The organism is Actinomadura geliboluensis (assembly GCF_005889745.1).
Classification (GTDB): Bacteria; Actinomycetota; Actinomycetes; order Streptosporangiales; family Streptosporangiaceae; genus Spirillospora; species Spirillospora geliboluensis.
This window is the reverse complement of sequence record NZ_VCKZ01000070.1, coordinates 1-25,858: the sequence shown is the minus strand read 5'-3', so window position 1 is coordinate 25,858 and position 25,858 is coordinate 1. Positions and strand designations below refer to the sequence as shown.

Here is a 25,858-nt window from a genome sequence, read left to right as displayed (position 1 = left end):
CGTCCTCCCAGAGCGGCAGCTCCGCGGTGCGGGCGGGGTCGGACGCCTCGGCGGCGAGGCGCTGCGCCCAGCGGCGGAACGAGGTCGGGACGGGGTCGAGGGTCCCGCCGGCCCACGCGGTGACGAGGTCGGGCAGCAGGATCCGCCACGACACCCCGTCCACGACGAGGTGGTGGAGGGTGAGCAGGAGGCGCCCGGAGGCGCCGGGACCGGCGTCGAACCAGACGAGCTGCGCCATCGTCCCGGCGGCGGGGTCGAGGCGGCGGCGCGCTCCCTCCGCCTCGCCGGCGAGGACCGCGCGGAGCGCCTCGGCGTCCAGGCCCGCGACGTCCACGCGGCGGACGAGCGGCGCGGCGTCGACCGTGCCGGGCTCGGCGACCTCGAACTCGCCGCCGTCCACGCGGAGCCGGAGCATGTCGTGGTGGTCGAGGAGCGTCTGGAGCGCCCGGGCCAGCTCGTCCAGGCCGAGACCCGGCGGGACCTGGAGGAGCATCCGCTGGCTGTAGCCGTCGACGGGGCCGTTCAGCTCCTGGAACCAGCGCATGATCGGGGTCGCGGGGACGCGTCCGATGCCCGCGCCGGGCGCTTCGGCCTCGACCTCCTCGCCCTCGCCGGTGGGCCGGGCAACGGCGGCGAGTTCCTCGACGGTCTGGTGCTGGAACACGTCGCGGGGCGTGATGACCAGGCCGGACTGGCGGGCGCGGGAGACGAGCTGGATCGCGATGATCGAGTCGCCGCCCAGGTCGAAGAACCCGTCATCGATCCCGACGCGCTCCAAGCCGAGCACCTCGGCGAACAGCCGGGAGAGGGTCTCCTCCTCCGGGGTGCGCGGAGTGCGGGACGACACCTTCGCGGCGAAGTCGGGTGCGGGCAGCGCCTTGCGGTCGAGTTTCCCGTTGGACGTCAGCGGGAGCGCGTCCAGCTCGACTACGGCCGCCGGGACCATGTAGTCGGGCAGGTCCCGGCCCGCGAAGCGGCGCAGGTCGGCGGCGTCGATCCCGTCGGCGACGACGTAGGCGACCAGGCGGTCGTCGCGGACGACCACGGCCGCGTCCTTGACCGCGTCGTGCCTGGTCAGGACGGACTGCACCTCGCCCAGCTCGATCCGGAAGCCGCGCAGCTGCACCTGCTGGTCGGCGCGGCCGAGGTATTCGAGGGCGCCGTCGCGGCGCCAGCGGCCGAGGTCGCCCGTCCGGTACATGCGGGTGCCGGGCGCGCCGTGCGGGTCGGCGACGAACCGCTCCGCCGACAGCCCCGGACGGTTCAGGTAGCCGCGCGCCAGGCCTGCGCCCGCGACGTACAGTTCGCCGACGACGCCCGCCGGGACGGGCTGGAGGCGGTGGTCGAGGACGTAGACGCGCAGGTCGGGGATGCCGACGCCGATGATGCTGCCGGGCGCGGTGGCGGCGTGGACGCGGTCGAGCGCGATGTACGAGACGTGCACCGTGGTCTCGGTGATGCCGTACATGTTGACCAGCGTCGGCGCGTTCTCGGGGTGCCGGGAGTACCAGTCCTCCAGGCGGCCGAGGTCGAGGGCTTCACCGCCGAACACGATGTAGCGCAGCGCCAGGTCGGTGCCTGGGTTGTCCCGGTCGGTGGCCATGAGCTGGTAGAACGCCGACGGTGTCTGGTTGAGGACGGTCACTCGCTCCGCCGCCAGCAGCGCGAGGAAGTCTTCGGGCGACCGGGAGGTCAGGTAGGGGACGACGACGAGGCGTCCGCCATAGAGCAGCGGGCCCCACAACTCCCAGACCGAGAAGTCGAAGGCGTAGGAGTGGAACAACGTCCAGACGTCGTCCGGGCCGAAGTCGAACCACTCCTCCGTCGAACGCAGCAACCGCACCACGTTCTGGTGCGGGATCACCACGCCCTTCGGACGGCCCGTCGAACCCGACGTGTAGATGACGTAGGCCGGGTGGTCGGGGTCGATGGCGACGCCGGGGTTGGTGTCGGGCCGTCCGGTAGCGTCGAGGTCATCAGGGCCGAGGGTGAGGACGGGGCAGGCGTCCTCAACCATGTACGCGATCCGGTCTTCCGGGTAATCCGGGTCGATCGGCACATACGCCGCACCCGCCTTCAAGACCGCGAGGATCGCCACGACGAGGTCGGCCGAGCGCGGCAGCGCCAACGCCACGAACTGCTCAGGCCCAACGCCTTGCTCGACCAGCTTGTGCGCCAGGCGATTCGCCCTCACGTTCACCTCAGCATACGTCCACGACACACCCTCGAACGTGACGGCCGCAGCGTCCGGACGGGCCGCCGCCTGCGCCTCGAACAGCGCCGGGATCGTCGCCCGTTCGATGTCGCCGCCCTTTCCGCCGGCCCAGCGGCGCAGCAGGGTGCGGCGCTCGCTCCGGTCGAGGATCTCGGCGGTGGTGACGGGTGCGCCGGGGTCGGCGACCAGTTCGCGGAGGAGGCGCTCGAAGCGGTCCGCGATGGAGACGGCCGTGGCGGGGTCGAAGAGGTCGAGGGCGTATTCGAGCCCGGCGTCGATGCCGCCGGGCGCGCCGCCGTCGCCGTGCCGCTCCTCTAGGTAGAGGGAGAGGTCGTACTTGGCGGCGCCCGAGCCGAGGGGTTCGGGGCCGCCGGTGAGCCCGTCCATCTCCAGCCGCGCCTCCGGGTTGTTCTGGAACGACAGGGCGACCTGGAACAGCGGGTGCCGGGCCATCGACCGCGCCGGGTTGAGCACCTCGACGAGCCGCTCGAACGGCAGGTCCTGGTGGGCGTAGGCGGCGAGGTCGGTCTCCTTGACCCGCCCGATGAGCTCCCGGAACGAGGGGTCCCCGGAAGTGTCGGTGCGCAGGACGAGCATGTTCACGAACATGCCGACCAGGTCGTCCAGCGCCTCGTCCGTACGGCCCGCGATCGGCGAACCGATCGGCACGTCCGTCCCCGCGCCGAGCCGGGTCAGCAGCGCGGCGTAGGCGGCCTGCATGACCATGAACAGGGTCGCGCCGTTCTCGCGGGCGAGGGCCAGGAGCGCGGCGTGCAGGTCGGCGTCCAGCTCGAAGGTGTGCGTCCCGCCCCGGTAGGACGCCTCCGCCGGGCGCGGCCGGTCGGTCGGAAGCGACAGCTCCTCCGGCAGCCCGGCCAGCGCGTCCCGCCAGTAGGCGATCTGCCGCGAGATCAGGCTGCCGGGGTCGTCCTCGGAGCCGAACAGCTCGCGCTGCCAGAGCGTGTAGTCGGCGTACTGGACGGGCAGCGGCGCCCACTGCGGCGCCCGCCCCTCCGCGCGGGCGGCGTAGGCGAGGATCACGTCGCGGGCGAGCGGCGCCATCGACCAGCCGTCCGACGCGATGTGGTGCAGGACGAGCATCAGGACGTGCACGTCGCCGCCGAGGGCGAACAGGCGGGCGCGCAGCGGCGGCTCCACCGACAGGTCGAAGCCGCGCCCGACCTCGGCGGCCAGCGCCGCCGGCAGCGCCGCCTCGCCGGTCTCGGTGACGTCGAGCCGGGGGCGCGCGGCGGCCGGTTCGAGGACGAGCTGCCGGGCGGTCCCGGACCCGTCCGGGAAGATCGTGCGGAGCGGTTCGTGCCGCTCCGCCACGTCGGCGAGCGCGGCGCGCAGCGCGTCCAGGTCGAGGGCGCCGTTGAGGCGCAGCGCGACCGGCATGTTGAACGTCGCGGACGGCCCCTCGAACCGGTTGAGGAACCAGAGCCGCTGCTGCGCGTACGACAGCGGCACGACGTCGGGCCGCTCGGCCCGCGCCAGCGGCGGCCGCACCCCGCCGGCGTCGGCGTCCGCGAGGCGCTCGGCGAGGCCGGCGGGGGTCGGCGCCTCGAACAGCGCCCGGACGGGCAGCTCGGCGCCGAGCGCGGACCGGATCCGGCTGGCCAGCCGGGTCGCGGTGAGCGAGTCGCCGCCGAGGTCGAAGAACCCGTCGTCCACCCCGACCCGCGGCACGCCGAGGACCTCGGCGAACAGCCCGCAGAGGATCTCCTCGCGCGGGGTGCGCGGGGCGCGGCTCGCGGCGGCGGAGGCGTCCGGCGCGGGCAGCGCGGCGCGGTCGAGCTTGCCGTTCACGGTCAGCGGCAGCGCGTCCAGGACGGTGAACGACGGGACCATGTAGTCGGGCAGCCGCTCGGCCGCGTACCGGCGGACGGCGGCGACGTCGACGTCCGGGCCGACGAGGTAGGCGGCGAGGCGCCGGTCGCCGGGCCGGTCCTCGCGGACGACCACGGCGGCGTGCGCGACGCCCCCGCACCCGGCGAGGACGTTCTCGATCTCGCCGGGCTCCACCCGGAACCCGCGGATCTTCACCTGGTCGTCGGCGCGGCCGAGGTACTCGATCGTGCCGTCCGGGCGCCACCGGGCGAGGTCGCCGGTCCGGTACATGCGGTCGCCGGGCGCGCCGAACGGGTCGGCGACGAACCGCTCCGCCGACAGGCCGGGCCGGTCGAGGTAGCCGCGCGCGAGCTGGACGCCCGCCAGGTACAGCTCGCCGGGGACGCCGGCCGGGGCGGGCTGGAGCGCGGCGTCCAGCACGTAGGCGCGGGTGTTGCGGTAGGGGCCGCCGATCGACGGGTGCTCGCTGCGCGCGACCACCTGGTTCATGGTGTCGATGGTCGACTCGGTGGGCCCGTAGAAGTTGCGGGCGGTGACGCCGGGGATCGCGCGGAGTTCGGCCCACAGGTTCTCGCCGACGGCCTCGCCGCCGAGGAGGAGGTGGGAGGGCAGGTGGCGCCCGTCGGCGTCCAGCAGCCCGGCCTCGCGGAGCGAGGTGAAGTGCGACGGGGTGGTGTTGACCAGGTCGATCTGCGCGCGCGCCACGTAGTCGGTGTACGCCTCGACGTCGCGGCGGGTGTCGTCGTCGATGAGGTGCAGCTCGTGGCCGTACATCATCCAGAGCAGGCCCATCCAGGACGTGTCGAACGAGAACGACGCCAGGTGCGCGAACCGCATCCGGCGCCCGCCCGCGGCCTGGATCGCCGGGTCGATGAACGCGTCCCGGTGCGCCTCGAAGTAGTTGAGCACGCCCACGTGCGGGACGACCACGCCCTTGGGCCGCCCGGTGGACCCCGACGTGTAGATGACGTAGGCGGCGTTGTCCGGGCGCAGCGCCCCCACCCGCTCGCCGTCGGACGGGTCGTGCGCGGGCCGCCCGCTCGTGTCCGGGAAGTCCCCGGCGGTGATCGTCAGGGCGGGGCGGGCGTCGGACAGCATGTAGGCGATGCGGTCGGACGGGTACTCGGGGTCGATCGGGACGTAGGCGGCGCCCGCCTTCAGCACGCCGAGGATCGCCACGACGATCTCGGGCGTGCGCGGCAGGACGAGCGCGACGCGGTCCTCGGGGCCGATCCCCCGCGCGATCAGCTCGTGGGCGAGCCGGTTGGCGCGCTCGTTCAGCTCCGCGTAGGTCACCCGCGCGTCGCCGCAGACGAGCGCCACGTCGGCCGGGGTACGCGCGGCCTGCGGCTCGAAGAGGGCCGGGAGGGTGCCGGACGGGATGGCGCCCGCCGTGTCGTTCCAGCGCTCCAGCCGGGACCGCTCGTCCTCCCCCGCGAGGTCCACGGCGCCGACCAGGCGGCCGGAGTCCTCGGCGAACGCCTCCAGGACGCGGCGGATCCGGGCGAGGATCGCCTCCACGGCCTCCTGCTCGAACACGTCCGGCCGGTAGTGCAGGCGCAGCGACAACGCCTCGCCGGGCAGGGCGACGAACGACAAGGGGAAGTGGGTCGCGTCGTAGGAGTCGACGGCGGCGACGCGGACGCCGTTGAGGGAGCCGTCCATCGAGGACGGGTCGAAGGGGTAGTTCTCCAGCACCGTCATCGTGTCGAACAGGGCGCCGCCGCCGTGGCCCGCCGCGCGCTGGATGTCGGTGAGGCCGAGGTGGTGGTGGGCGAGGAGTTCGGTCTGCTCCTCCTGGAGGCGCTCCATGAGGGCGCCGAGCGGCTCGTCCATCCGGTACCGGACGCGCACGGGCAGCGTGTTGATGAACAGGCCGATCATCTGCTCGACGCCGGGCAGCTCCGGCGGGCGGCCGGACACGGTCGAGCCGAACACCACGTCGTCGCGGCCGAGCAGGCGGCCGAGGACCAGGCCCCAGGCGCCCTGCAGGACGGTGCTCAGCGTGACGCCGTGGCGGCGGGCCGCGCGGGTGAGGCGCCGGGTCGTCCGCTCGTCGAGGCCGGTGACGGTCGGCCGCGGCGGCTCCGGCGCGCGGCCGGCGGCCTCCGGCGCGACGAGGCTGGGCTCGTCCACCCCGGCGAGGGCGCGGCGCCACGCCTCCTCGGCGGCGGCGCGGTCCTGCTTCGCGAGCCACGCCAGGTAGTTCTTGTACGGGGTGACGCGCGGCATCCCCGTGTCGTGGCCGCCCTGCACGTAGAGCAGGAACAGCTCGGTCGCGAGGACCGGCGTGGACCACCCGTCCAACAGGATGTGGTGGTTCGTCAGGATCAGCCGGGACCGCTCGGGCCCCATCCGGACGAGCACGAACCGCAGCAGCGGCGGCGCGGTCATGTCGAAGCCCCGCGCCCGCTCCCGCGCCACGACGGCGTCGGCGTCCGCACCGGACGCGGTGACCTCCTCCCACGGCAGCTCGACCGTGCGCGGGATCACCTGGACGGGCCGCGACAGGTCCTCGTGCCAGAACGCGGCGCGCAGGTTCGCGTGCCGGCGCAGCAGCGTCCCGGCGGCGGTGCGCAGCGCCCCCGCGTCCAGCGGCCCCTCCAGGTCGAGGACGAGCTGCGCCGTGTAGACGTCCGCGTCACCCGCGTCGAAGAGCGCGTGGAAGAAGAAACCCTGCTGCAGGGGCGACAGGGGCAGGATGTCCTCAAGGTCACCCCGGTTCACGATTTCTGCCTCCATGCGGTCTGCAGCTTGTCGATCTCGCTCTGGTCCAGGTCGACGAGCAGGTCGGACGGGGTGAAGCCGGCCGCGTCGCCGGCGGCGGCGTCCGCGGCGAGGGCGCGCAGCGCGGTGAACCAGCCCTCGGCCAGTTCCCGGACGTCGGGCGCCTCCAGCAGGCCGCCCGGCCACGTCCACCTCGCCGACAGCACCGGACCGCCGGGCAGGTCGCGGGTGACGGCGTTGATCTCCAGGACGTGCGCCATCGGCATCGCCGGGTCCTCGCCGGCGGGGAGTTCCTCGGCGGCGAGCGTCCAGTCGCCGCCCGCGTCCCCGGCGTCGACCCGGCCGAGGTAGTTGAAGGCGATCTGCGGGGGCGGGACGGCCGCCAGCTCCTCGGCGGCCTCGCCGCCGCCGTAGCGGAGCAGGCCGTAGCCGATGCCGCCGTCCGGGACGGCCCGGAGCTGCTCCTTCACCGTCTTGAGCGCGGCGGCGCCGGTCGCGCCGCCCGCGTCCAGCCGGACCGGGTGGATGGAGGTGAACCAGCCGGCGGTGCGGGAGACGTCGGCGCCGGGGACGACGTCCTCGCGGCCGTGCCCTTCGAGGTCGACGAGGACGCCGGTGCCGCGCCCGCCCCGGTGCCGCCGCCACTGCGCGACGGCGAGCGCGAGGCCGGTGAGCAGCACGTCGTTGACCCGGCCGTGGACCGCCGCCGGGACGTCGGTGAGCAGCGGCCCGGTGACGTCGGCGGGCAGGTCGAGGGTGACCGAGCGGGCGCGGGCCGCGATGTCCACGCGCGGGTCGAGCGGCCGCTTCGCGAGGTTCTGCGGGGGGCCGTCGACGATGTCGAGCCAGTCCTCCAGCTCGTCCTCGTCCCGCTCGGCCGCGGTGAGCTTCTGCGCCCAGCGGCGGAACGACGTCGGGACGGGGTCGAGGTCTCCACCGGCCCAGGCGGTGACGAGGTCGGGCAGCAGGATCCGCCACGACACCCCGTCCACGACCAAGTGGTGCAGCACGAGGAGGAGCCGGCCCTGCTCGCGGCCCGCGTCGAACCAGACGAGCTGCGCCACCGTCCCGGCGGCCGGGTCGAGCCGGTCGCGGGCGGCGGTGGCCTGCTCGGTGATGACGGACTGGAGCTTGTCGGCGTCCATGCCCGCGACGTCCACCCGGGTGACCAGGGCGGCCGCGTCGCACGAGCCGGGCGGCCGGACGACGGGCTGCCAGCCGTCCAGGCGGAGGCGGAGCATGTCGTGGTGGTCGAGGAGCGTCTGGAGCGCGGCGGTCAGCCGTTCGATGCCGAGGTCCGGCGGGGTGCGCAGCAGCGTCGACTGGTGGAAGCCGCTGATCAGCGCGGTGTCGCCGCCGACCCGCTCGCGCAGCCACGCCACGATCGGGGTGACCGGGACGGGGCCGACGCCGGTGCCGGGGGCCTCGGCCTCGACCTCCTCGCCTTCGCCCGTTGGTCGGGCGACGGCGGCGAGTTCCTCGACGGTCTGGTGCTGGAACACATCGCGCGGGGTGATGACCAGGCCGGACTGGCGGGCGCGGGAGACGAGCTGGATCGCGATGATCGAGTCGCCGCCCAGGTCGAAGAACCCGTCATCGATTCCGACGCGCTCCAGGCCCAGTACCTCGGCGAACAGCCGGGAGAGCGTCTCCTCCTCCGGAGTGCGCGCGGTGCGGGACGACACCTTCGCGGCGAAGTCGGGCGCGGGCAGCGCCTTGCGGTCGAGCTTGCCGTTGACGGTGAGCGGGAGGGCGTCCAGCTCGACGATCACGGCCGGGACCATGTAGTCGGGCAGGTCCTTGCCCACGAAGCGGCGCAGGTCGGACGAGTCGACGTCCGTGCCCGCGACGTAGGCGACGAGGCGCTCGTCCCGGACGACCACGGCGACGTCGGAGACGGCGTCGTGGCGGGCGAGGGCCGACTCGATCTCGCCCAGCTCGATCCGGAAGCCGCGCAGCTGCACCTGCTGGTCGCTGCGGCCGAGGTATTCGAGGCGGCCGCCGTCCAGCCACCGCCCGACGTCGCCCGTCCGGTACATGCGGGTGCCGGGCGCGCCGTAGGGGTCGGCGACGAACCGCTCCGCCGACAGCCCCGGACGGTTCAGGTAGCCGCGCGCCAGGCCCGCGCCCGCGACGTACAGCTCCCCGACCACACCGGGCGCGACGGGCTGGAGGCGGTCATCGAGGACGTAGACGCGCAGGTCGGGGATGCCGACGCCGATCACGCTGCCGGGCGCGGTCGCCGCATAGGCGCGGTCGAGCGCGACGTACGAGACGTGCACCGTCGTTTCGGTGATGCCGTACATGTTGACCAGCGTCGGGGCGTTCTCGGGGTGCCGGGAGTACCAGTCCTCCAGACGTCCCAGTTCCAGTGCCTCGCCGCCGAACACGATGTAGCGCAGGGCCAGGTCGGTGCCGGGGTTGTCCCGGTCGGCGGCCATGAGCTGGTAGAACGCCGACGGAGTCTGGTTGAGGACGGTCACCTTCTCGGCGGCCAGGAGAGACAGGAACTCTTCCGGCGACCGGGAGGTCAGGTAGGGGACGACGACGAGCCGTCCGCCATACAGCAGCGGGCCCCACAACTCCCAGACCGAGAAGTCGAAGGCGTAGGAGTGGAACAGCGTCCAGACGTCGTCCGGGCCGAAGTCGAACCACTCCTCCGTCGAACGCAGCAACCGCACCACATTCTGGTGCGGGATCACCACGCCCTTCGGGCGGCCCGTCGAACCCGACGTGTAGATGACGTACGCCGGGTGGTCCGGTGAGACCGCCACATCGAGGTTCGCTTCGTCGTAGCCCTCGGCGTCCAGGTCATCCGGACGGAGGGTGAGGACGGGGCGCGCGTCCTCGACCATGTACGCGATCCGGTCTTCCGGATAGTCCGGGTCGATCGGCACATACGCCGCGCCCGCCTTCAACACCGACAGGATCGCCACGACGAGGTCGGCCGAACGCGGCAGCGCCAACGCCACGAACTGCTCAGGCCCAACACCCTGCTCGACCAGCTTGTGCGCCAGCCGGTTCGCCCTCGCGTTCACCTCGGCATACGTCCACGACACACCCTCGAACGTCACCGCAAGCGCGTCCGGACGGGCCGCCGCCTGGGCCTCGAACAGCGCGGGAATCGTCGCCCGCTCCGCCGCATCGGCGCCGCCCCCGGCCCATTCGCCGAGGATCAGCGACCGCTCCTGCGGCGCGAGGACGTCGGCGCGGCCGATGGGCGCGTCCGGGTCGGCGAGCAGCGCGGACAGGTACCGCTCGAACCGCTCGACGAGCCGCCGCGCGGTGGCCGGGTCGTACAGGTCGAGGGCGTACTCCAGTTCGCCGTCGAACCCGTCCCCCCGCTCGGTGAGGATCATCAGCAGGTCGAAGCGGGACGCGCCGGCGGCGAGGGGCTCCAGCTCGGCGGTGAAGCCGGGCATCTCCAGCCGCGCCTCCGGGTTGTTCTGGAACGTCAGCCCGACCTGGAACAGCGGGTGCCGGGCCAGGTGGCGCGGCGGGTTCAGCACCTCGACGAGCCGCTCGAACGGGACGTCCTGGTGGGCGTACGCGGCGAGGTCGGTCTCCTTGACCCGCCCGATGAGCTCCCGGAACGAGGGGTCCCCGGAGGTGTCGGTGCGGAAGACGAGCATGTTCACGAACATGCCGACCAGGTCGTCCAGCGCCTCGTCCGTACGGCCCGCGATGGGTGAGCCGATCGGCACGTCCGTCCCGGCACCGAGGCGGGTGAGCAGGGCGGCGAACGCGGCCTGGGCGACCATGAACGGGCTCGCGCCGGTCTCCCGCGCGATGCCGAGGAGTGCGGCGTGGACCTCGTCGCCGAGCCGGAACCGTTCCGTCGCGCCCCGGTAGGACGCCTCCGCCGGGCGCGGCCGGTCGGTCGGGAGCGACAGCTCCTCCGGCAGCCCGGCCAGCGCGTCCCGCCAGTAGGCGATCTGCCGGGAGACCAGGCTGTCCGGGTCGTCCTCGGAGCCGAGCAGTTCCTGCTGCCAGAGCGTGTAGTCGGCGTACTGGACGGGCAGCGGCGCCCACTCCGGCGCCGTGCCGCCGGCGCGGGCCGCGTAGGCGGTGATGAAGTCGCGGGCGAGCGGCGCCATCGACCAGCCGTCGCCGCCGACGTGGTGCAGGAGGAGGAGCGCGACGTGCTCGTCCGGGGCGATCCGGAACAGGTGGGTGCGCAGCGGCGGTTCGGCGGTGATGTCGAACGCGTATCCGGCGGCCATGGCGAGCCGGGCCGGGAGCTCCGCGCCGGTGGTCTCGGCGACCTCCAGCTCGGGGCGGGCGGCGGCCGGGTCCAGGACGGTCTGGCGCGCCACTCCCCCGGCGTCCGGCAGGACGGTGCGGAGCGTCTCGTGCCGTTCCACCAGGTCGCCGATCGCGGCGCGGAGCGCGTCCGCGTCGAGGGGGCCGCGGATGCGCAGCGCGACCGGCATGTTGTAGGTCGCGGACGGCCCCTCGAACTTGGTGAGGAACCACTGCCGCTGCTGCGCGTACGAGAGCGGGACGACGGCGGGCCGCTCGCGGGGCTCCAGCGGCGGGCGCCCGGACGCCGCGCCCTCCAGCTCCGCGACGCGCGCGGCGAGGCCGGCGACGGTGGGCGCCTCGAACAGGGCCCGGACGGGCAGCTCCACGCCGAGGGCGCGGCGGATCCGGGTCGCGACGCGCATGGCGACGAGCGAGTCCCCGCCCAGCTCGAAGAAGTCGTCGTCGATGCCGGGCGCGTCGATCCCGAGCAGGTCGGCGACGATGCCGGCGACGGCGGCCTCGCGGGCGTCGCGCGGGGCCCGGTAGGCGGTGCCGGGGCCGGTCAGCTCCGGTTTGGGCAGCGCCTTGGTGTCGACCTTCCCGTTGGGGGTGAGCGGCAGCTCGTCCAGGACGACCACGACGGCGGGCACCATCGACTCGGGCAGGTTCTCCCGGACGTGGGCGCGCAGTTCCTCGGGGTCGAGGTCGGCGCCGGGGGCGGCGACGACGTAGGCGACGAGGCGGCTGCCTCCTGGCGCGGCCCCACGCCGGGCGGCGGGCGCGCCGCCGCCGAGCGCGGCCAGCACGTCGCGCACGCCGGCCGCGCCGGGCAGCGCGATCTCGGCGACCGGGCGGTCCGGGTCGGTGACGAGGGTCCGGACGAGGTCGCCCAGCAGCCCGGTCAGCCGCTCGGCGGTGGCGCGGTCGAGGACGTCGGGCCGGTACTCCAGCCGGAGCCGGAGCCGCTCGCCCGGCACGGCGAGCAGGGTCAGCGGGTAGTGGGTGGCGTCGACCAGGTCGGCGCCCGCCAGCCGGACCCCGTCGAACGCCGCCTCCAGCAGCGCGGCGTCGAGCGGGTAGTTCTCGAACACCGTCATGGTGTCGAAGAGCGGGCCGGTGCCCGCGGCCCGCTGGATCTCGCCGAGGCCGAGGTGGTGGTGGGCGAACAGCCGGGACTGCTCGTCCTGGAGGCGGCCGAGGCTCTCCATCAGGGTCTCGGCGCCGTCGAGGCGGACCCGGACGGGCAGCGTGTTGATGAACAGCCCGATCATCTGCTCGGAGCCGGGCAGCTCGGGCGGCCGTCCGGAGACGGTGGCGCCGAACACCACGTCGTCGCGGCCGGTGAGCCGCGCCAGCAGCAGCCCCCACAGCCCCTGCACGACGGTGTTGGGCGTCAGGCCGTGGCTCCGCGCCCGCGCGGACAGGCCGTCCGACAGGTCCGCGGGCAGGTCGAGGACGACGTGCTCGGGCAGGACGGGCGGCCGGTCGGCGGCGGCCGGGGCCAGCACCGTCGGTTCGGCGAGGCCCTCCAGGGCCGTGCGCCACGCGTCGCGGGCGGCGTCGCCGTCCTGGGCGTCCAGCCAGGCCAGGTGCTCCTTGTAGGGGGCGGTGCGCGGCGGCTCCTCGCCGGTGTAGAGGGCGAGGAGTTCCCCGGCCAGCACCGGGATGGACCAGCCGTCCAGCACGATGTGGTGGGCGGTGAGCAGGAGCCGGTGGCGGCCGGGGCCGAGCCGGAGCAGCGCGAAGCGCAGCAGCGGCGGGCGTTCGAGGTCGAACGGGCGGGCCCGCTCGGCGGTCATGGCCTCCTGGATCGCGGCGTCCGGCGCGCCGCCGAGGTCGGTCTCCGCCCAGGGCGCCTCGGCCGCGCCGAGGACGATCTGCACCGGGGTGCCGTCGCCGGTCTGCGCGAACGCGGCCCGCAGGCCGGGGTGCCGGTCGACGAGGCCCTGCCCGGCCGCGCGCAGGGCGGCGGTGTCGAGGGGGCCCTCGAAGTCGAGGACGAGCTGGGCGGTGTAGACGTCGGAGCCGGAGTCGAGCAGCGCGTGGAAGAAGAAGCCCTGCTGGAGCGGCGAGAGCGGCCAGAGGTCGGCCAGCCCCGGATGGGCGGCGGCGACCTCGGCGACCTCGGTCCGGGTCAGCGGGATCAGCGGGAAGTCGGACGGGGTGTGCCCGCCGCCGCCCGCCGCGACGTGCGCGGCGATGCCCCGCAGCGCCTCGAACCAGGCGTCGGCCAGCTCGCGGACGTCCGCGGCGTCGAGGATCTTCGCGGCCCACGTCCAGGTCGCGGACAGCCGGGGCCCGGCGGCCGAGTCCCGGGCGACCGCGTCGATCTCCACGGTGTGGGCGAGCGGCATGGCGGCGTCGCCGCCGCCGTCCAGGGCGCCCGCCTCGGCGGCGACGCTCCAGTCGCCGCCGGTGTCCTCGACCCGGCCGAGGTAGTTGACGACGATCTGCGGCGCGGGCCGGGCGGCGAGTTCCGGTCCGGTGTCCTCGTTCAGGTGGCGGAGGAGGCCGTAGCCGAGGCCGTTGTCCGGCAGCGTCCGGAGCCGTTCCTTGGCGTTGCGGACGGCCTCGCCCGCCGCCGGCCCGCCCGTGCGGACCTCGTCCCATTCCGCGTCGCCCGCGTCGATCCGGACGGGGAACATGCTGGTGAACCAGCCGACCGTGCGCGACAGGTCGAGGGCGGCGGCGCCCGGCGCCGCGGGCAGGTCCTCGCGGCCGTGGCCTTCCAGGTCCACCAGGACGGCAGAGTCGTGGAGGGCGACGCCGCGGCGGCGGCGCCATTCGGTCACGGCGAGGGCCAGACCGGCGAGCAGGACGTCGTTGACGCGGCCGTGGAACGCGGCGGGCACGCCGGTGAGGAGGCGGGCGCCGCGGCCGGCGAACAGCGGCAGCGGGTCGACCGGGACGCCGGCGGCGGCCAGTTCGGCGAGCGCGCGCAGCAGCGTCACCAGGCCGTTCTCGCCGGGGACGGCGCAGCTCACCGCGGTGTGCGGGCGGTCGCCGAGGGTGGTGCCGACGAGGTCGGCGAGGGCGCGTCCGGTCGCCACGAAGGTCCGGGCGCCCGCGTCGTACATCGCCTCGATCCGCGCGGCGGCGGGGACGGGCGGGGACGGCACCGCCGCCAGTTCGGACGGCTCCGTCTCGTAGGGGCGGCCGGTCGCGGCGGCCCAGACGGGGAACGCCGGGGAGCGCAGGTCGCGGCCGAGGAGGCCGCCGCGGGACGGGTCCGCGCCGATCTCGACCATGTCGGTGTCGTCGATGGCGCCGGCGGCGCAGAGCGCGGCGAGTTCGCCGCGGCCCTGCCCGGCGGCGAGGTCGGGGTGGACGCCGACGGCGGTCAGCAGCCGGTGGACGGCGAGTCCGGCGACGGCCGCCCCCGTGTCCCCGCCGGCGAGGCGCAGCAGGCGCTGGAGCCGGGGGAAGGCGACGAAGAGGTCGGCGGCCGCCGCCGGCGCGTCCGCGTCGTCCGCGTCGGGGAACAGGAACGCGACCTGGCCCGGCTCTCCGGACGCGACGCGGATGCCCGGCGCCGGGCGCAGTTCCGCGGCGAGCGCGAGCTTCGCGCGCAGGTCGTCCGGTCCGGTGGCGACGAAGGCCGCCCGGACCGGGCCGTCGAGGGAGGCGGCGGTGCGGGCGAGGTCGCGCATCCGGGGCGCTCCCTCGGCCAGGCGCGCCAGCCGGTCGGCCGCGGCGCGCGCGGCGGCGTCGTCGTCACCCCGGATCAGGAACAGCTCGGCGGGCCATTCGGCGAGGCCCGACACCGGTTCGGGGGCGCCCTCGTAGCCCGCGAGGACGGCGTGGAAGTGCGCGCCGCCGAACCCGGAGCCGCTCACCCCGGCGAACCGCTCGCCGGGGCGGACCGCCCACGGCCGGGCCCCGCCGTCTCCGGGCACCACGCCGGTGTGCAGCGCGTACGCGGTCTTGATGAGCCCGGCGAGGCCGGCGGCGCACCTGGTGTGCCCGATCTGCGCGGAGACCGACCCGAGCGCGACCTGCCCGACGGACGACCGGGCGACGCCCGCGCGCTCGTAGGCGCGGTCCATGGCCCGGCGCCGGCCGCCGGCCCCGGCGACGGACTTCACCACCGCGTAGATCCGGTCGCCGTCGCGTTCGGCGTCGGCGAGGCGCTTGAGGACGACGCACGCGACGCCCTCGCCGAGCACGACGCCGTCCCCGTCGTCCCCGGACGCGGGCAGCAGCCGGTCGAGGACGCCGTCGCGGAGGTCGGCGCCGCCGCACAGCACCATGGCGCTGGAGCCGGCGGCGAGGTCCTTGCAGGCGGCGTCGAGGGCCGCGAGGGACGTCGCCCCGATGGCGCAGGCCGTCCCGCCGAGGCCGAGGCGGCCGGCGATCCACCCGGCGACGGCGCCGGTGCGGACGCCGTCGAGGGTCTCCCCCGCCGGGCGCGGGAGCTGCTCGTCCAGTCCGGGCGGCAGTTCGCCGAGGTAGGACGGGAGGGTCGCGCGGAGCGCGTAGCCCGCGGCGAGGTCGCCGCCGCCCTCGGCGGCGAAGAACACCGAGGTCCGGGGGCGGTCGAACGGGCGGTCGGCGTAGCCGGCGTCCCGCAGCGCGCGGGCGGCGACCTCCACCGACAGCAGGTGCATCGGGTCGATGCCGCCGATCTCGCCGGGGGCGATGCCGTGGGCGTCCGCGTCGAACGGGATGTCGGGGACGAGCCCGCCCCACTTCGACGGCGTCCCGTCCCCGGCCTGCGCGGCGCCGGCGACGACGTTCGCCCAGTACCGGTCGGCGTCGGGGGCGCCGGGGAAGACGCAGCCGATGCCGATGACCGCGATGTCGGCCGGGCGCGGCGCGGCCCGGGCGGTGTCGCGCGGCCCGATGCCGAGGTCGGCGGCCCGCGCCGCCAGGAGGTCCGTCGCGCCGGTCGTGACCTGTTCGTGCAGGGCGGCGATCCCGACCGGGGCGAACCGCAGCGCGGCCGCCTGCCCCATCGCGTACAGGCCCTCCTCCCGCTGCCGGTCGGCGCCGACGGGGGTGTCGAGCCGCAGGCCCCGGCTGGCGAGGTGCAGCCGGCCGAGGTTCAGCTTCTCCAGGCGGCGCCGCACCTCCTGCGGCGGCGTCCCGGCCTGCTCCAGCTCGCGGCGGGTCTGCTCGAACGTCTCGATGTAGGGGGTGCGGGCGCAGCGGGCCGTCTGCCCGGGGGCGGTCTCCAGCAGGACGGTCTCCGTGCAGGCGAGCGCCATGTCGTGGTAGCCGGGCAGGATCGCGCCCGCCGCGACCGCCTCCGGCGTGAACAGGTATGCGGTGCCCATCAGGACGCGGACGTCGGCGCCGCGCTCGGCCAGCGGACCGGCGAGCGCGGCGGCCATCGCGGCGGACCGCGCGTCGTGCACGCCGCCCGCGAGCATCACCGACAGCTCCGCGGCGACGCCGCCGTCGCGGGCGAACGCCAGCAGCCGCGCCACCTGCGCGTCCCACAGCTCCAGGCTCGTGAGCGGGCCGGTCTGGCCGCCGCACTCGCTGCCCGCGAAGACGAACCGGCGCACGCCCTCGCCGAGGAGCCGGCCGAGCGGCTCGGGCGACGGGACGGGCAGGTACGCGGCGGTCCCGGCGGCCTCCAGGGCGGCGGCCTCCGCCGGGCTCCCGCCGCCGATGATCGCGTACGGGGGCCGGGCGTCACCGATCGCGGCGAGTTGCTCGGCGCGCAGTTCCGGCGGCGCGCCCTCCAGCACGCCGGCGCCCCAGGGCCGGCCGCCGAGCCGGTCGGCGGTCTCGCGCAGCAGCGCCCGCGCCCGCGCGCCGTCCAGCGGGCCGAGCGCGAGGAACGGCAGGCCGCCGTCCTGCGCGACCGCGCCCGCGAACGCCGACCCGTCGCTGACCTGCGCCATCGGCCCCTGCACGGCGACCGGTTCGGGGCGCGGCGCCAGCGGCTCGGCGCGGACGGCGGCCCGGATGTGCCGGACGATCTCCGCCCGGACGGCCTGGACCACTCCCCCGGCCGTCTTGTGCCGGCCCGCGAGCTCCACGGCCGGACGGGCGACACCGGCGGGGGCGGGGCCGGTCAGGTCCATCTCGCGGACGAGCGCGAACTGCTCGTCCAGGACGACGCCTGCCGCGCCCCCGGCGACCGCCGCGGCGGCCGCGTGCGGTCCGAGGCCGCCCCCGGCGAAGACGGGGACTCCGGCGTCGGAGTCGGCCAGCAGGCGCTGCAACAGGATGAACAGTGACGGCCCGGCGGCGTGCCCGGCGTCCCGCGCGATGATCCCGACCTGGTCGGTCAGGCCGCGGCCGACGCGGACGGCCTCGGCGGCCTCCGCCGGGTCCGCGACCTCGATCAGCAGGCGGCGGCCGCGGGCGAACCCGGCGATGTCGAGCCAGTCGTCCGACCGCAGCGCGGCGGCGCCGGTGACGACCGTGCCCGCCTCGGCCGGGACGTCCGCCGGGCGCACCCCGCACCCCGCCGGGACGCGGACGCCGAACGGGCCCGTCCACCAGCGGCGGACGTCGGCCAGCGCGGCGAGCGCGGGCGCCCGGTCGTGGCCGAGGGCCAGGACGCCCGTCCCGCCCGCGCGCGCCACGGCCACGGCGAGATGGGGTGCGGGACGGCTCGACGGGGCGACCCCGATGATCTCCACGGGTGCCCGTTCTCCCCGCGCCGCGCCGTATTCGCCCGTGTCCGACGTCATGCAGTGCCCCCCGACATGCAGTGCCCCCCGACGTCCTTCTGCCGCCACAACGGTGCGCCACATTACGGTCGGCGACAGTTCGATCACCAAGACGACACACCCGAGGGCGTGTTGATGGCGCCGCCGCAAAGGAGATTGGAACGTCCCTTGGCGTGCGGAAGACCCGCGATGCGCACGATCGGGCGATGGTTCCGGCCGGACGGCCCGCGCGGGGAGGGGTCAGACGGTGAGCGCGGTGCGGGCGGCGCGCGGTGCGCGGATCCCGTGCCGGACGATGCCCTCGTCGAGCCACCGGTCGAGGTGCCGCCATGTCGTCGTCCTGGCCGCCCGGCCGGTCAGCACGCCGAGGTGGCCGCCGGGCGCGACCTCGACCCGCACCTGCGGCGCCCCGCCCAGCAGGCCCGCGAGGGACCGGACGCCCCGGACCGGCGCGGCGTGGTCGCCGCGCCCCGCGACGGCCAGCACCGGCACGCCGACCCGGCCGAGATCCACCCGCCGGCCGCCGATCACCGCGCCGCCGCGCGGCAGCGCGCCCTCTCCGAGAAGGGACCGGTAAATGCGCCGCGCGGCGCCGCCCGGATGGGCGATCGCCAAATGCCGGAAATGATCCATCGCCTCGATCTGCGCGAGGAAATCGGCATTGTCGAGGTGGGTCAGCACGCTGAATTGGCGGAGCAGGTAGTGGTTCAGGCCGGCGGCCCGGAAGCCCCGGCTCCCCGGCGGCGCGGCGCACTCCTCGGCGCACCGCTCGGCGAGCCGCGCCGCGCCCGCGTCCACCGGCGCGGCGACGGCCGCGACCGACGCGATCGGCAGCGCCGGGTCGTCGGCGGCGGCCAGCAGGGCGAGAGTCCCGCCCAGGCACCAGCCGACGATCTGCACCGGCTGGCCGCCCGCGTCCCGGCTCACCGCCCGGACCGCGCCCGGCAGCACGTCCCGGACCCACCCCTGAACGCCCAGGTCAGCGTCACCGGACAGGGCCGTCCCGTGGTCGAGCAGGTAGCTGAGGCGGCCCGCGCGGACGACGTGCTCGGCGAGGCTGCACCCGCGGCGCAGGTCGAAGCAGCGCGCCGGCGCGGCCGGCGGCGGGACGAGCAGCACCGGCGGCCCGGCCGGCACCACCCCCTCCGGCGGCCGGTACCGGGACACCGTCCGGCCCGGCCCGTCGTCGACGGTCTCCGCCGGCATCGGGCGCAGATCGGCGACCCGCCCGGCCACCGCCAGCCGCAGGGCATTGGACGTCGCGTCGCGCAGACCTCGCGGGGAAAAGATCATTTCGTCATTATCCATCCGCATTCGACGATGCCGGCCGGAACGCTTTGGCCCAAGGCGGCCCCCTCCCGTCCCTGCCATTTCTACACTGGTCACCCCGTACCGAGAACATCGGGCTGTTAATCCTGCGTGAATTCGGCTTGACACCGGGGCCGGAGGTGGCCGCGTGAGAATCTCGCCCGGCGCGGCGACCTCGCGGATAATGACGGTCACCGTCCGTGGTGGCGGGCGGCGGCCCGGACCCCGTGCGGGCCGCCCCCGCGCCCGTCCCGCCGGTTCGGCCGCGCCATCCGGGGGACGGGTAGGGGGAACGGCGCCGAGGACGGACGAGGCGGGGAGTGGCGATGCCGGAACCGCACCTGACGGAGGTCGGCTGGGCGGGGTCGGTGCTGCACCTCGCGGGCCTGCTCGGGCCCGGCGGCCCCGTCCCCGAGATCGAGCTGGTGCTGCGCGACCGCGAGGAGGGCGGGGTGGTGCGGGTGCCGGCCGCCGCCGCGGCCCGCGACGGCGCCGTCGCCTTCGAGGCGCGGGTGGACGTCGCGTCGATCACGAACGGCGACCCGCTGCCCGGCGGGCTCTGGGAGGTGCGCCTGGCGGTCGGCGGCCCGGCGGGGCACGCCGTGCTCCCGCTGCGCCACGCCCCGGGGCTGGACGCGTCGCCGCGGCGGCTGTTCCTGCCCGGCTCCGCGGCCGTCATCGCCTACTTCGACCGCGCGGGCGCCCTCGCGGTCGACGTCGGCGGCCGCCCGCACGCCGCCGGGTCGGCCCGCGCCGACCTGACGCGCTGGAACGCCGCGCGCCGGGAGATCGTCGTCGCCGGGCACCTCGGCCTCCGCGAGATCAGCATGCCGGTCTCGGCGACGCTGGTCCTGTCCGAGCGGCGCTCGGACCGCACGTTCGAGGTCATCGCCCTGCTGGAGGAGCGTCCCGGCCGGCTCTCCTACACCGCCGCGGTGCCGGTGTCGCGCGCGTTCGTCGACGACCCGCTGCCGCGCGGGGCCTGGGACGTCTCGCTGTGCCTCGGCTTCTCCGGGATGCACCGCGAGCTGCGGCTGCTCGCCGCCGGGGATCCGGTGGAGGTGCGCGTGTGGCGGCGGCTGCGCCATGTGCGGGTGGCGTCCTCGGCCGCGCCCGGCCCGCTGACGATCACCGTCGGCTGACGATCACCGCCGGCCGCGCCGGAACGTCACCGTCGGCCGCGTCGGAACGGGCTGTCCCAGGGGAACTGCCGGGCGGCCCCCACCACCGCAGACAGCAGCACGACCACGGACGCCCCGCCGACCAGGTTGAGGCCGGCGGTGGCGAGCGCCGCGTCCAGCGGGCCCCGCATCGTCAGCGGCAGGATCGTCAGCACGACGACGGCGACGGCCCCGATGCACGCGAACGCCCGCACGGGACGCGCCGCCGTCGCGAGGAGCAGGTGCATCAGCGCGGTCGCCTGGACCGTCGCCGCCGCCGCGCACAGCGCGTAGCTGGTCGCGGCCGGCGCCGCCGGGGTGTGCTCGCCCGCGAACACGGGGACCTCCACGCCGAACATCGCGCGCAGCGCCATCACCGCCGCGAACGCGAGACCGCCGCCGACCAGGGACGCGGAGATCCCCGTCCACCACAGCGGGCGCAGCGGCGGCCCGGAGTCGATCTCCTCGTGCAGGGCGACGAAGTCCTCGTACCGCCGCGGCGGCGCCTCCGGCGGGCGGCGGCGCGCCGTCGAGGGGCACCGGAACGACCGTTCCCAGGGCCGTGGCGCGGGGCGTCCGGTGCTCCTGCCGGGCAGACCGCCGGAGTACCGCCCCGATGGCGAGTCGGGCATGTTCCCTCCCCCGGGTGCGAACGTAGTCGTGCTACCCGGCACCGAGGGGGGAACGCCCCCAAGAGCCACAATTTGCAGATGTTTGGTCACGAGACCGCCACCGCGAAACGGCGGCCCGCCCGCGGAAACGGCAATCCTCGGCCAAGAAAACGGCGATCCCCCGGGCGGTGCGCCCAGGGGATCGCCGTTTCGTCAGATCAGGGCCGCCGCCCGTCCGATCAGACCTGGCCGGCCTTCTCCAGCGCCGCGCAGCAGGTGCCGGTGATCAACCGGGCCACCACGTACGGGTCGACGTTGGCGTTCGGACGGCGGTCCTCGATGTAGCCCTTCTTGTCCACCTCGACCTGCCACGGGATGCGCACCGAGGCGCCGCGGTCCGACACACCGTAGCTGAACGTGCTCCACGCGGCCGTCTCGTGCATCCCGGTCAGCCGGCGCTCGATGTCGGCGCCGTAGTTCGCGACGTGCTCGTCCGCCTTCTCGGCGAGCGCCTCGCACGCCGTGATGATCGCGTCGTAGCCCTCGCGCATGGCCTTGGTCGAGAAGTTCGTGTGCGCGCCGGCGCCGTTCCAGTCGCCCTCCACCGGCTTCGGGTCGAGGGTCGCGGACACGTCGAAGTCCTCGGCGATGCGGTACAGCAGCCACCGGGCGATCCACATGTGGTCGCCGACCTCGAGGGGCCCGGCCGGGCCGATCTGGAACTCCCACTGGCCCGGCATGACCTCCGCGTTGATCCCGGAGATCTTCAGGCCGGCGGCCAGGCAGGCGTCCATGTGCCGCTCGACGATGTCGCGGCCGAACACCTCGTCGGAGCCCACGCCGCAGTAGTAGAAGCCCTGCGGCGCCGGGTAGCCGCGCTCGGGGAAGCCCAGCGGGCGGCCGTCCTTGAAGAAGGTGTACTCCTGCTCGATCCCGTACCAGGAGTCCTGCGCCGCGTACTGCTCGGCGATCGGGCGCAGCTTGGCCCGCGTGTTGGTCTCGTGGGGCGTCCCGTCCACGAGGTAGACCTCGCAGAGGACGAGGATGCTGTCGCCGCCGCGGATGGGGTCCGGGCAGGAGAAGACCGGCTTCAGCACGCAGTCCGAGTGGTCGCCGGGGGCCTGGTTGGTGCTGGACCCGTCGAACCCCCAGTCCGGCAGTTCGGCTCCGTCGGCGAGGATCCTCGTCTTCGACCGCAGCCGCGCGGTCGGCTCGGTGCCGTCGATCCAGATGTACTCGGCCTTGTAGCTCAACGTCGGTCCCTTCGTCTCCGCCTGGCCTCACGGGTTCGGCCCTAGAAACGTGCCAACCGGGCATTTCACACCTGTTGCCCGTTTGTGAACGGCATGTAACACGCCATCGTGACCTGCCGAGACCTTCGTCACACCCGCCCGCGGCCCCGCCCCGTCGGCGCGCGCGCCGATTCTCCCGTTTCGTACCGGCCGACGGTTTGCCGCAAAGCCCGCCGACTGTTTACCCGTCTCCCATCCGCGGATTACGCCGTCCGTTCCAAGATGATCGAGGAATGCCGTCCCGGAACACGCCGTGACGCGTTCCTTAACAAGGAAAACAGAACGGGAGAAAAAGGGATGAGGCAAATATTCGCGGCCTCGCTCGGCACGGCCGTGGTGCTGGCGGGGCTCGCCTCGCCGGCGGCGGCCGGCCAGGTGGACGGCCGTACCACCGGGCGCACGCACATCGTGCCGCCCGGCCACTCGATCCAGAAGGCCGTCGACCGCGCCCGGCCCGGCGACACCATCCAGCTCAAGGCGGGCTACTACGAGGGCGGCGTCCTCGTCACCAAGCGCCTCACCATCCGGGGGGAGGGCAACAAGACGATCCTGCGCCCGGGCCGCCACGACAACTGCGCCAAGGCCAAGGCCCCCGGCATGGGGATCTGCGTGATCGGCCGGGCTAAGTACCCCGTCAAGGACGTGACGATCCGCAACCTGACGGTGCGCGACTTCAAGGGCAACGGCGTGCACGGCATGTACACCGACCACCTGACGGTGCTCGCCGTCCTCGCCAGGAACAACGGCGAGTACGGCATCGCGGAGTTCCGCTCCACCCGCGGCGAGTTCGTCTGGAACTGGGCCATCGACAACGACGAGGACGCCGGCCTGTACGTCGGCGACATCGCCGACGCGCGCGGGACCGAGGTCGCCCACAACCACACGTCCGGCAACACCCTGGGCGTGCTGGTCCGGCACGCCCACCACGTCACGGTCCGCGACAACGACGCCACCCGCAACTGCGTCGGCGTCGCGCTGGTCGACGACGGCCAGCCGGGCGGCCAGGGCCACAACAACGTCTCGGACAACAAGGTCGTCGAGAACAACCGGTCGTGCGCCGGGCACGGCCCCGTCCCGCCGCTGGGCGGCACCGGCGTCCTGCTCTTCGGCGGCGAGCGCAACACCGTCGCGAGGAACTTCGTGAAGGACAACCGGGGCAGGCTGCCCTACTCCGGCGGCATCGTCCTCTTCCCGGGCATCGCCCCGGAGCACGGCTTCGCCCGTCCCGCCCGGTTCAACCTGATCGAGGCGAACCGCGCCTTCGGCAACCGGCCGTTCGACCTGGTCGACAGGAGCGGCAGCAAGACCAACCGCTTCCGCGACAACAAGTGCCGCACCTCGAACCCGCGGGGCCTCTGCTGACCTGACCGCCGGCCCGAAGAAGACCCCGTCCCTGCCCGGGGTCTTCTTCGGATCCCGGGGTCATCGGGACGGCCCCCGCGCGGCCGGCCACGAGGAGCCGCCCCGCAGGACGCGCTCCCCGAGCGGCGTCAGCGCGTGGTGCACCGTCTTGCCCCGGCGCTCGCTGGTGATGAGCCCGGCGCCGCGCAGAGCCGTCGCGTGCTGGGACGCCGACGCCGCGCTGACCCCGAGCCGGGCGGCCAGCGCCCCCGTCGTGACCTCCCCGTCCGCGACCGACCGGAGCACGGCCGCGCGCGTCCGCCCGAACACCTGCGGCAGCGGGTCGAGGCCCGTCCCGCCGGCCGGCGGCGCCGCCGGGACCACCACGGCCGCCGGACCGTCCCCGCCGACCATGACGCGCGGCCCCGTGACGAACGGCGACGGGATGAGCAGGAGCCCCCGCCCCTGCAAGTGGACGTCCCCCTCGAGCAGCGTCTCGACCTCCAGCACCGGCGACGTCCAGCGGACACCGGGATGCAGACTCCCCAACAGGCCGCCGATCCCGTCGCGGGCCATCGTCCGGGCATGCCCCGCCGCTTCGGCGCGCAGGTGGGCGCTCAGCTCGGCCCATTGCTCCGCGAGCGCGACCCGATGCAGGTCACGCAGCCCGCAGACCAGCGTCCGCATCGCCTCCCGCTCCCCCGCGGCCAGGCGGCGCAGCCACGACGCCGGACGCGGGCCGCACGACCGCTCCAGCTCGGCCCGGATCCGCCGGGCGGGCGTCGAGGCGACGGCGTCGAGTTCCGATTCGAGCCCCGGCACGTCCGTGTACGGCGTCAGGAAGTCGGGGACCCAGCGTCCGGGCGGCACCATGTCGAGCAGCAGGCGCGACGAGCCGGTGAGCCCCGGGCGCCGCCGCGAACGCAGGGCCTGGGCGCCGAGAACGGTCTGGGCGACCGGCGAAAGACCGGGAGTGACGCGGACCCGAACAAGGTCCTCATAGTCGAGCCAGAGCCGCAGCATGCGACATTTTAGCCATTTCCGAAATCATTGCGCCCGGGTCGGCGCCTCGTGGAAGGTGCGCCCATGAACGGACTCCGCGTGTTCTGCCGCACCGCCCCTTTCATGCTCCTGGCCGCCCTGGTCACCGCCACCCCGTCGGCGCACGCCGACGTCCGGCAGGGCGACATCGACGGCGTCCCCTACCGTGTCGAGGTCCCGAGCAACTGGAACGGGACACTGCTGCTGTGGAGCCACGGCGCGTACAGCCTGGAGTTCCCGCCCCCGTCGGAGATCGCGCTCACGAACCACCCGGCCACAGAGCAATGGCTGCTCGACCAGGGCTACGCCCTGGCGGCCTCCCAGTACCGCACGGCACAAGGCTGGGGCGTAGTCGAGTCCGGCCTGAAGGACCAGATGGCCCTCCTCAACTGGTTCACCAGAAACGTGGGCGAACCCAAACGCACCATCTCCGCAGGCGCGTCCGCCGGTGGCCTGACCTCGATCCTCCTGGCGGAACGCAACCCCGGCCGCTTCACCGGCGTCGCGTCCCTCTGCGGCGTAGTCGGCGGCACCACGGGCCACTTCAACAGCGCCCTGGACGCGAACTACGCCATCAAGACGCTCCTGGCGCCGAACCTGGACCTGGTCCACATCAAGGACCCGCAGGCGAACACGTCCAACGCCCGAGGCGCCCTTACCTCCGCGCTGAACACCCCTGCGGGCCGCGCCCGCCTGGCCCTCTCCGCCGCCCTAGCCGACGTCCCCGGCCGCTACACCTCCCGGGCCCCCGCCCCGGAGACGACCACAGGCCAGATCGAGCAGCAGTACTACTACTCCGCCTATGACCGGGGCGCGTTCTGGGGCCTCAACCGCACGGACATCGAGGCGCGGGCGGGCGGCAACCCGTCCTGGAACACCGGCGTGGACTACCGCACGCTCCTCGCCCGCTCGTCCCAGAAGGCCCTGGTAAAGAAGGCGTACCGCGAGGCGGGCCTGAGCCTCGGCAAGGACCTCGCCCGCCTGAACGCGGGCCCGCGCGTCAAAGCCGACCCCGCCGCCGTCCGCTACCTGGACCGCTACGGCACCCCCACCGGCCGGACGCCCTGGCCGGTGGTCACCCTGCACTCAACACAGGACGGCAGCGTCCCACCGGAGAACCAGCGCCGGTACGCCACCCAGGTCCACCGAGCCGGCAACCCGGCCAACCTGAAGCAGCTCTACGTGGACCGCGGCTACCACTGCACCTTCACCGCGTCCGAAGAGATAACGGCCCTCCAAACCCTCCTGACCCGCATGAACACGGGCCACTGGCCCACAACCCGCCCCACGGCGCTCAACGACGCTGCAGCCAAGCTGCCGTCCGCCACCCAAACGGTCTTCGACGCGGACCCGGAGCCGGGCATGCACCCGTCAGCCCCGTCCTTCACCCGCCACAACCCGTCCCCCTCCCTCCGATAGCCACCGCGGGGGCATGACC

The 25,858-nt window shown here is 74.8% G+C and carries 9 protein-coding genes; 3 read left to right on the top strand and 6 right to left on the bottom strand.

What is annotated here, in order from left to right:
* The 3 genes from ETD96_RS12665 to ETD96_RS12655 form a co-directional block, all read right to left on the bottom strand.
* A partial coding sequence (locus ETD96_RS12665; protein WP_138636519.1) for a non-ribosomal peptide synthetase occupies positions 1-6,793 on the bottom strand: 6,793 nt, incomplete at its 3' end.
* Positions 6,790-17,688 carry a non-ribosomal peptide synthetase gene (locus tag ETD96_RS47555; RefSeq protein ID WP_138636518.1) on the bottom strand — a complete coding sequence of 3,633 codons (10,899 nt, stop codon included), beginning with the start codon at positions 17,686-17,688 and terminating at the stop codon, positions 6,790-6,792. The genes ETD96_RS47555 and ETD96_RS12665, both read right to left, overlap by 4 nt.
* 219 nt (positions 17,689-17,907) lie before the next feature.
* Positions 17,908-18,960, bottom strand: coding sequence for an alpha/beta fold hydrolase (locus tag ETD96_RS12655; protein ID WP_138636517.1), 1,053 nt, complete (start codon positions 18,958-18,960; stop codon positions 17,908-17,910).
* Between the two features lie 341 nt (positions 18,961-19,301).
* Between ETD96_RS12655 and ETD96_RS12650 the strand changes: the two genes are divergently transcribed.
* A complete protein-coding gene (locus ETD96_RS12650; RefSeq protein ID WP_138636516.1) occupies positions 19,302-20,117 on the top strand; it encodes a hypothetical protein in 816 nt (271 codons plus the stop codon).
* Between the two features lie 26 nt (positions 20,118-20,143).
* Here the strand turns inward: ETD96_RS12650 and ETD96_RS12645 are convergent, their stop codons facing one another.
* Together ETD96_RS12645 and glnII are read right to left on the bottom strand one after the other, a co-directional pair.
* On the bottom strand, positions 20,144-20,767 hold the full coding sequence (locus tag ETD96_RS12645) for a hypothetical protein (RefSeq protein WP_138636515.1): 624 nt from the start codon (positions 20,765-20,767) through the stop codon (positions 20,144-20,146).
* A 218-nt stretch (positions 20,768-20,985) separates the two neighbouring features.
* The gene (gene glnII, locus ETD96_RS12640) at positions 20,986-21,999 is read right to left on the bottom strand and encodes a glutamine synthetase (RefSeq protein WP_138636514.1); all 1,014 of its coding nucleotides are present in this window, start codon (positions 21,997-21,999) and stop codon (positions 20,986-20,988) included.
* Between the two features lie 336 nt (positions 22,000-22,335).
* Here glnII and ETD96_RS12635 point away from each other — a divergent pair, with 336 nt between their 5' ends.
* Positions 22,336-23,400, top strand: coding sequence for a right-handed parallel beta-helix repeat-containing protein (locus tag ETD96_RS12635; protein WP_171068997.1), 1,065 nt, complete (start codon positions 22,336-22,338; stop codon positions 23,398-23,400).
* 60 nt (positions 23,401-23,460) lie between these two features.
* On the opposite strand, the gene ETD96_RS12630 is transcribed toward ETD96_RS12635, so the two are convergent.
* Complete coding sequence (locus tag ETD96_RS12630) at positions 23,461-24,402, bottom strand: ArsR/SmtB family transcription factor (protein ID WP_138636512.1); 942 nt, start codon at positions 24,400-24,402, stop codon at positions 23,461-23,463.
* Positions 24,403-24,465: 63 nt separating this feature from the next.
* Here ETD96_RS12630 and ETD96_RS12625 point away from each other — a divergent pair, with 63 nt between their 5' ends.
* Entirely contained in the window at positions 24,466-25,839 is a 1,374-nt protein-coding gene (locus ETD96_RS12625) for an alpha/beta hydrolase family protein (RefSeq protein WP_205719234.1), read from the top strand.
* Positions 25,840-25,858: the final 19 nt, after the last annotated feature.

Coding starts and splice junctions, on each gene's coding strand:
- ETD96_RS47555 (WP_138636518.1), bottom strand. CDS start 17,688: ATGACGTCGGACACGGGCGAATACGGCGCGGCGCGGGGAGAACGGGCA.
- ETD96_RS12655 (WP_138636517.1), bottom strand. CDS start 18,960: ATGATCTTTTCCCCGCGAGGTCTGCGCGACGCGACGTCCAATGCCCTG.
- ETD96_RS12650 (WP_138636516.1), top strand. CDS start 19,302: ATGCCGGAACCGCACCTGACGGAGGTCGGCTGGGCGGGGTCGGTGCTG.
- ETD96_RS12645 (WP_138636515.1), bottom strand. CDS start 20,767: ATGCCCGACTCGCCATCGGGGCGGTACTCCGGCGGTCTGCCCGGCAGG.
- ETD96_RS12635 (WP_171068997.1), top strand. CDS start 22,336: ATGAGGCAAATATTCGCGGCCTCGCTCGGCACGGCCGTGGTGCTGGCG.
- ETD96_RS12630 (WP_138636512.1), bottom strand. CDS start 24,402: ATGCTGCGGCTCTGGCTCGACTATGAGGACCTTGTTCGGGTCCGCGTC.
- ETD96_RS12625 (WP_205719234.1), top strand. CDS start 24,466: ATGAACGGACTCCGCGTGTTCTGCCGCACCGCCCCTTTCATGCTCCTG.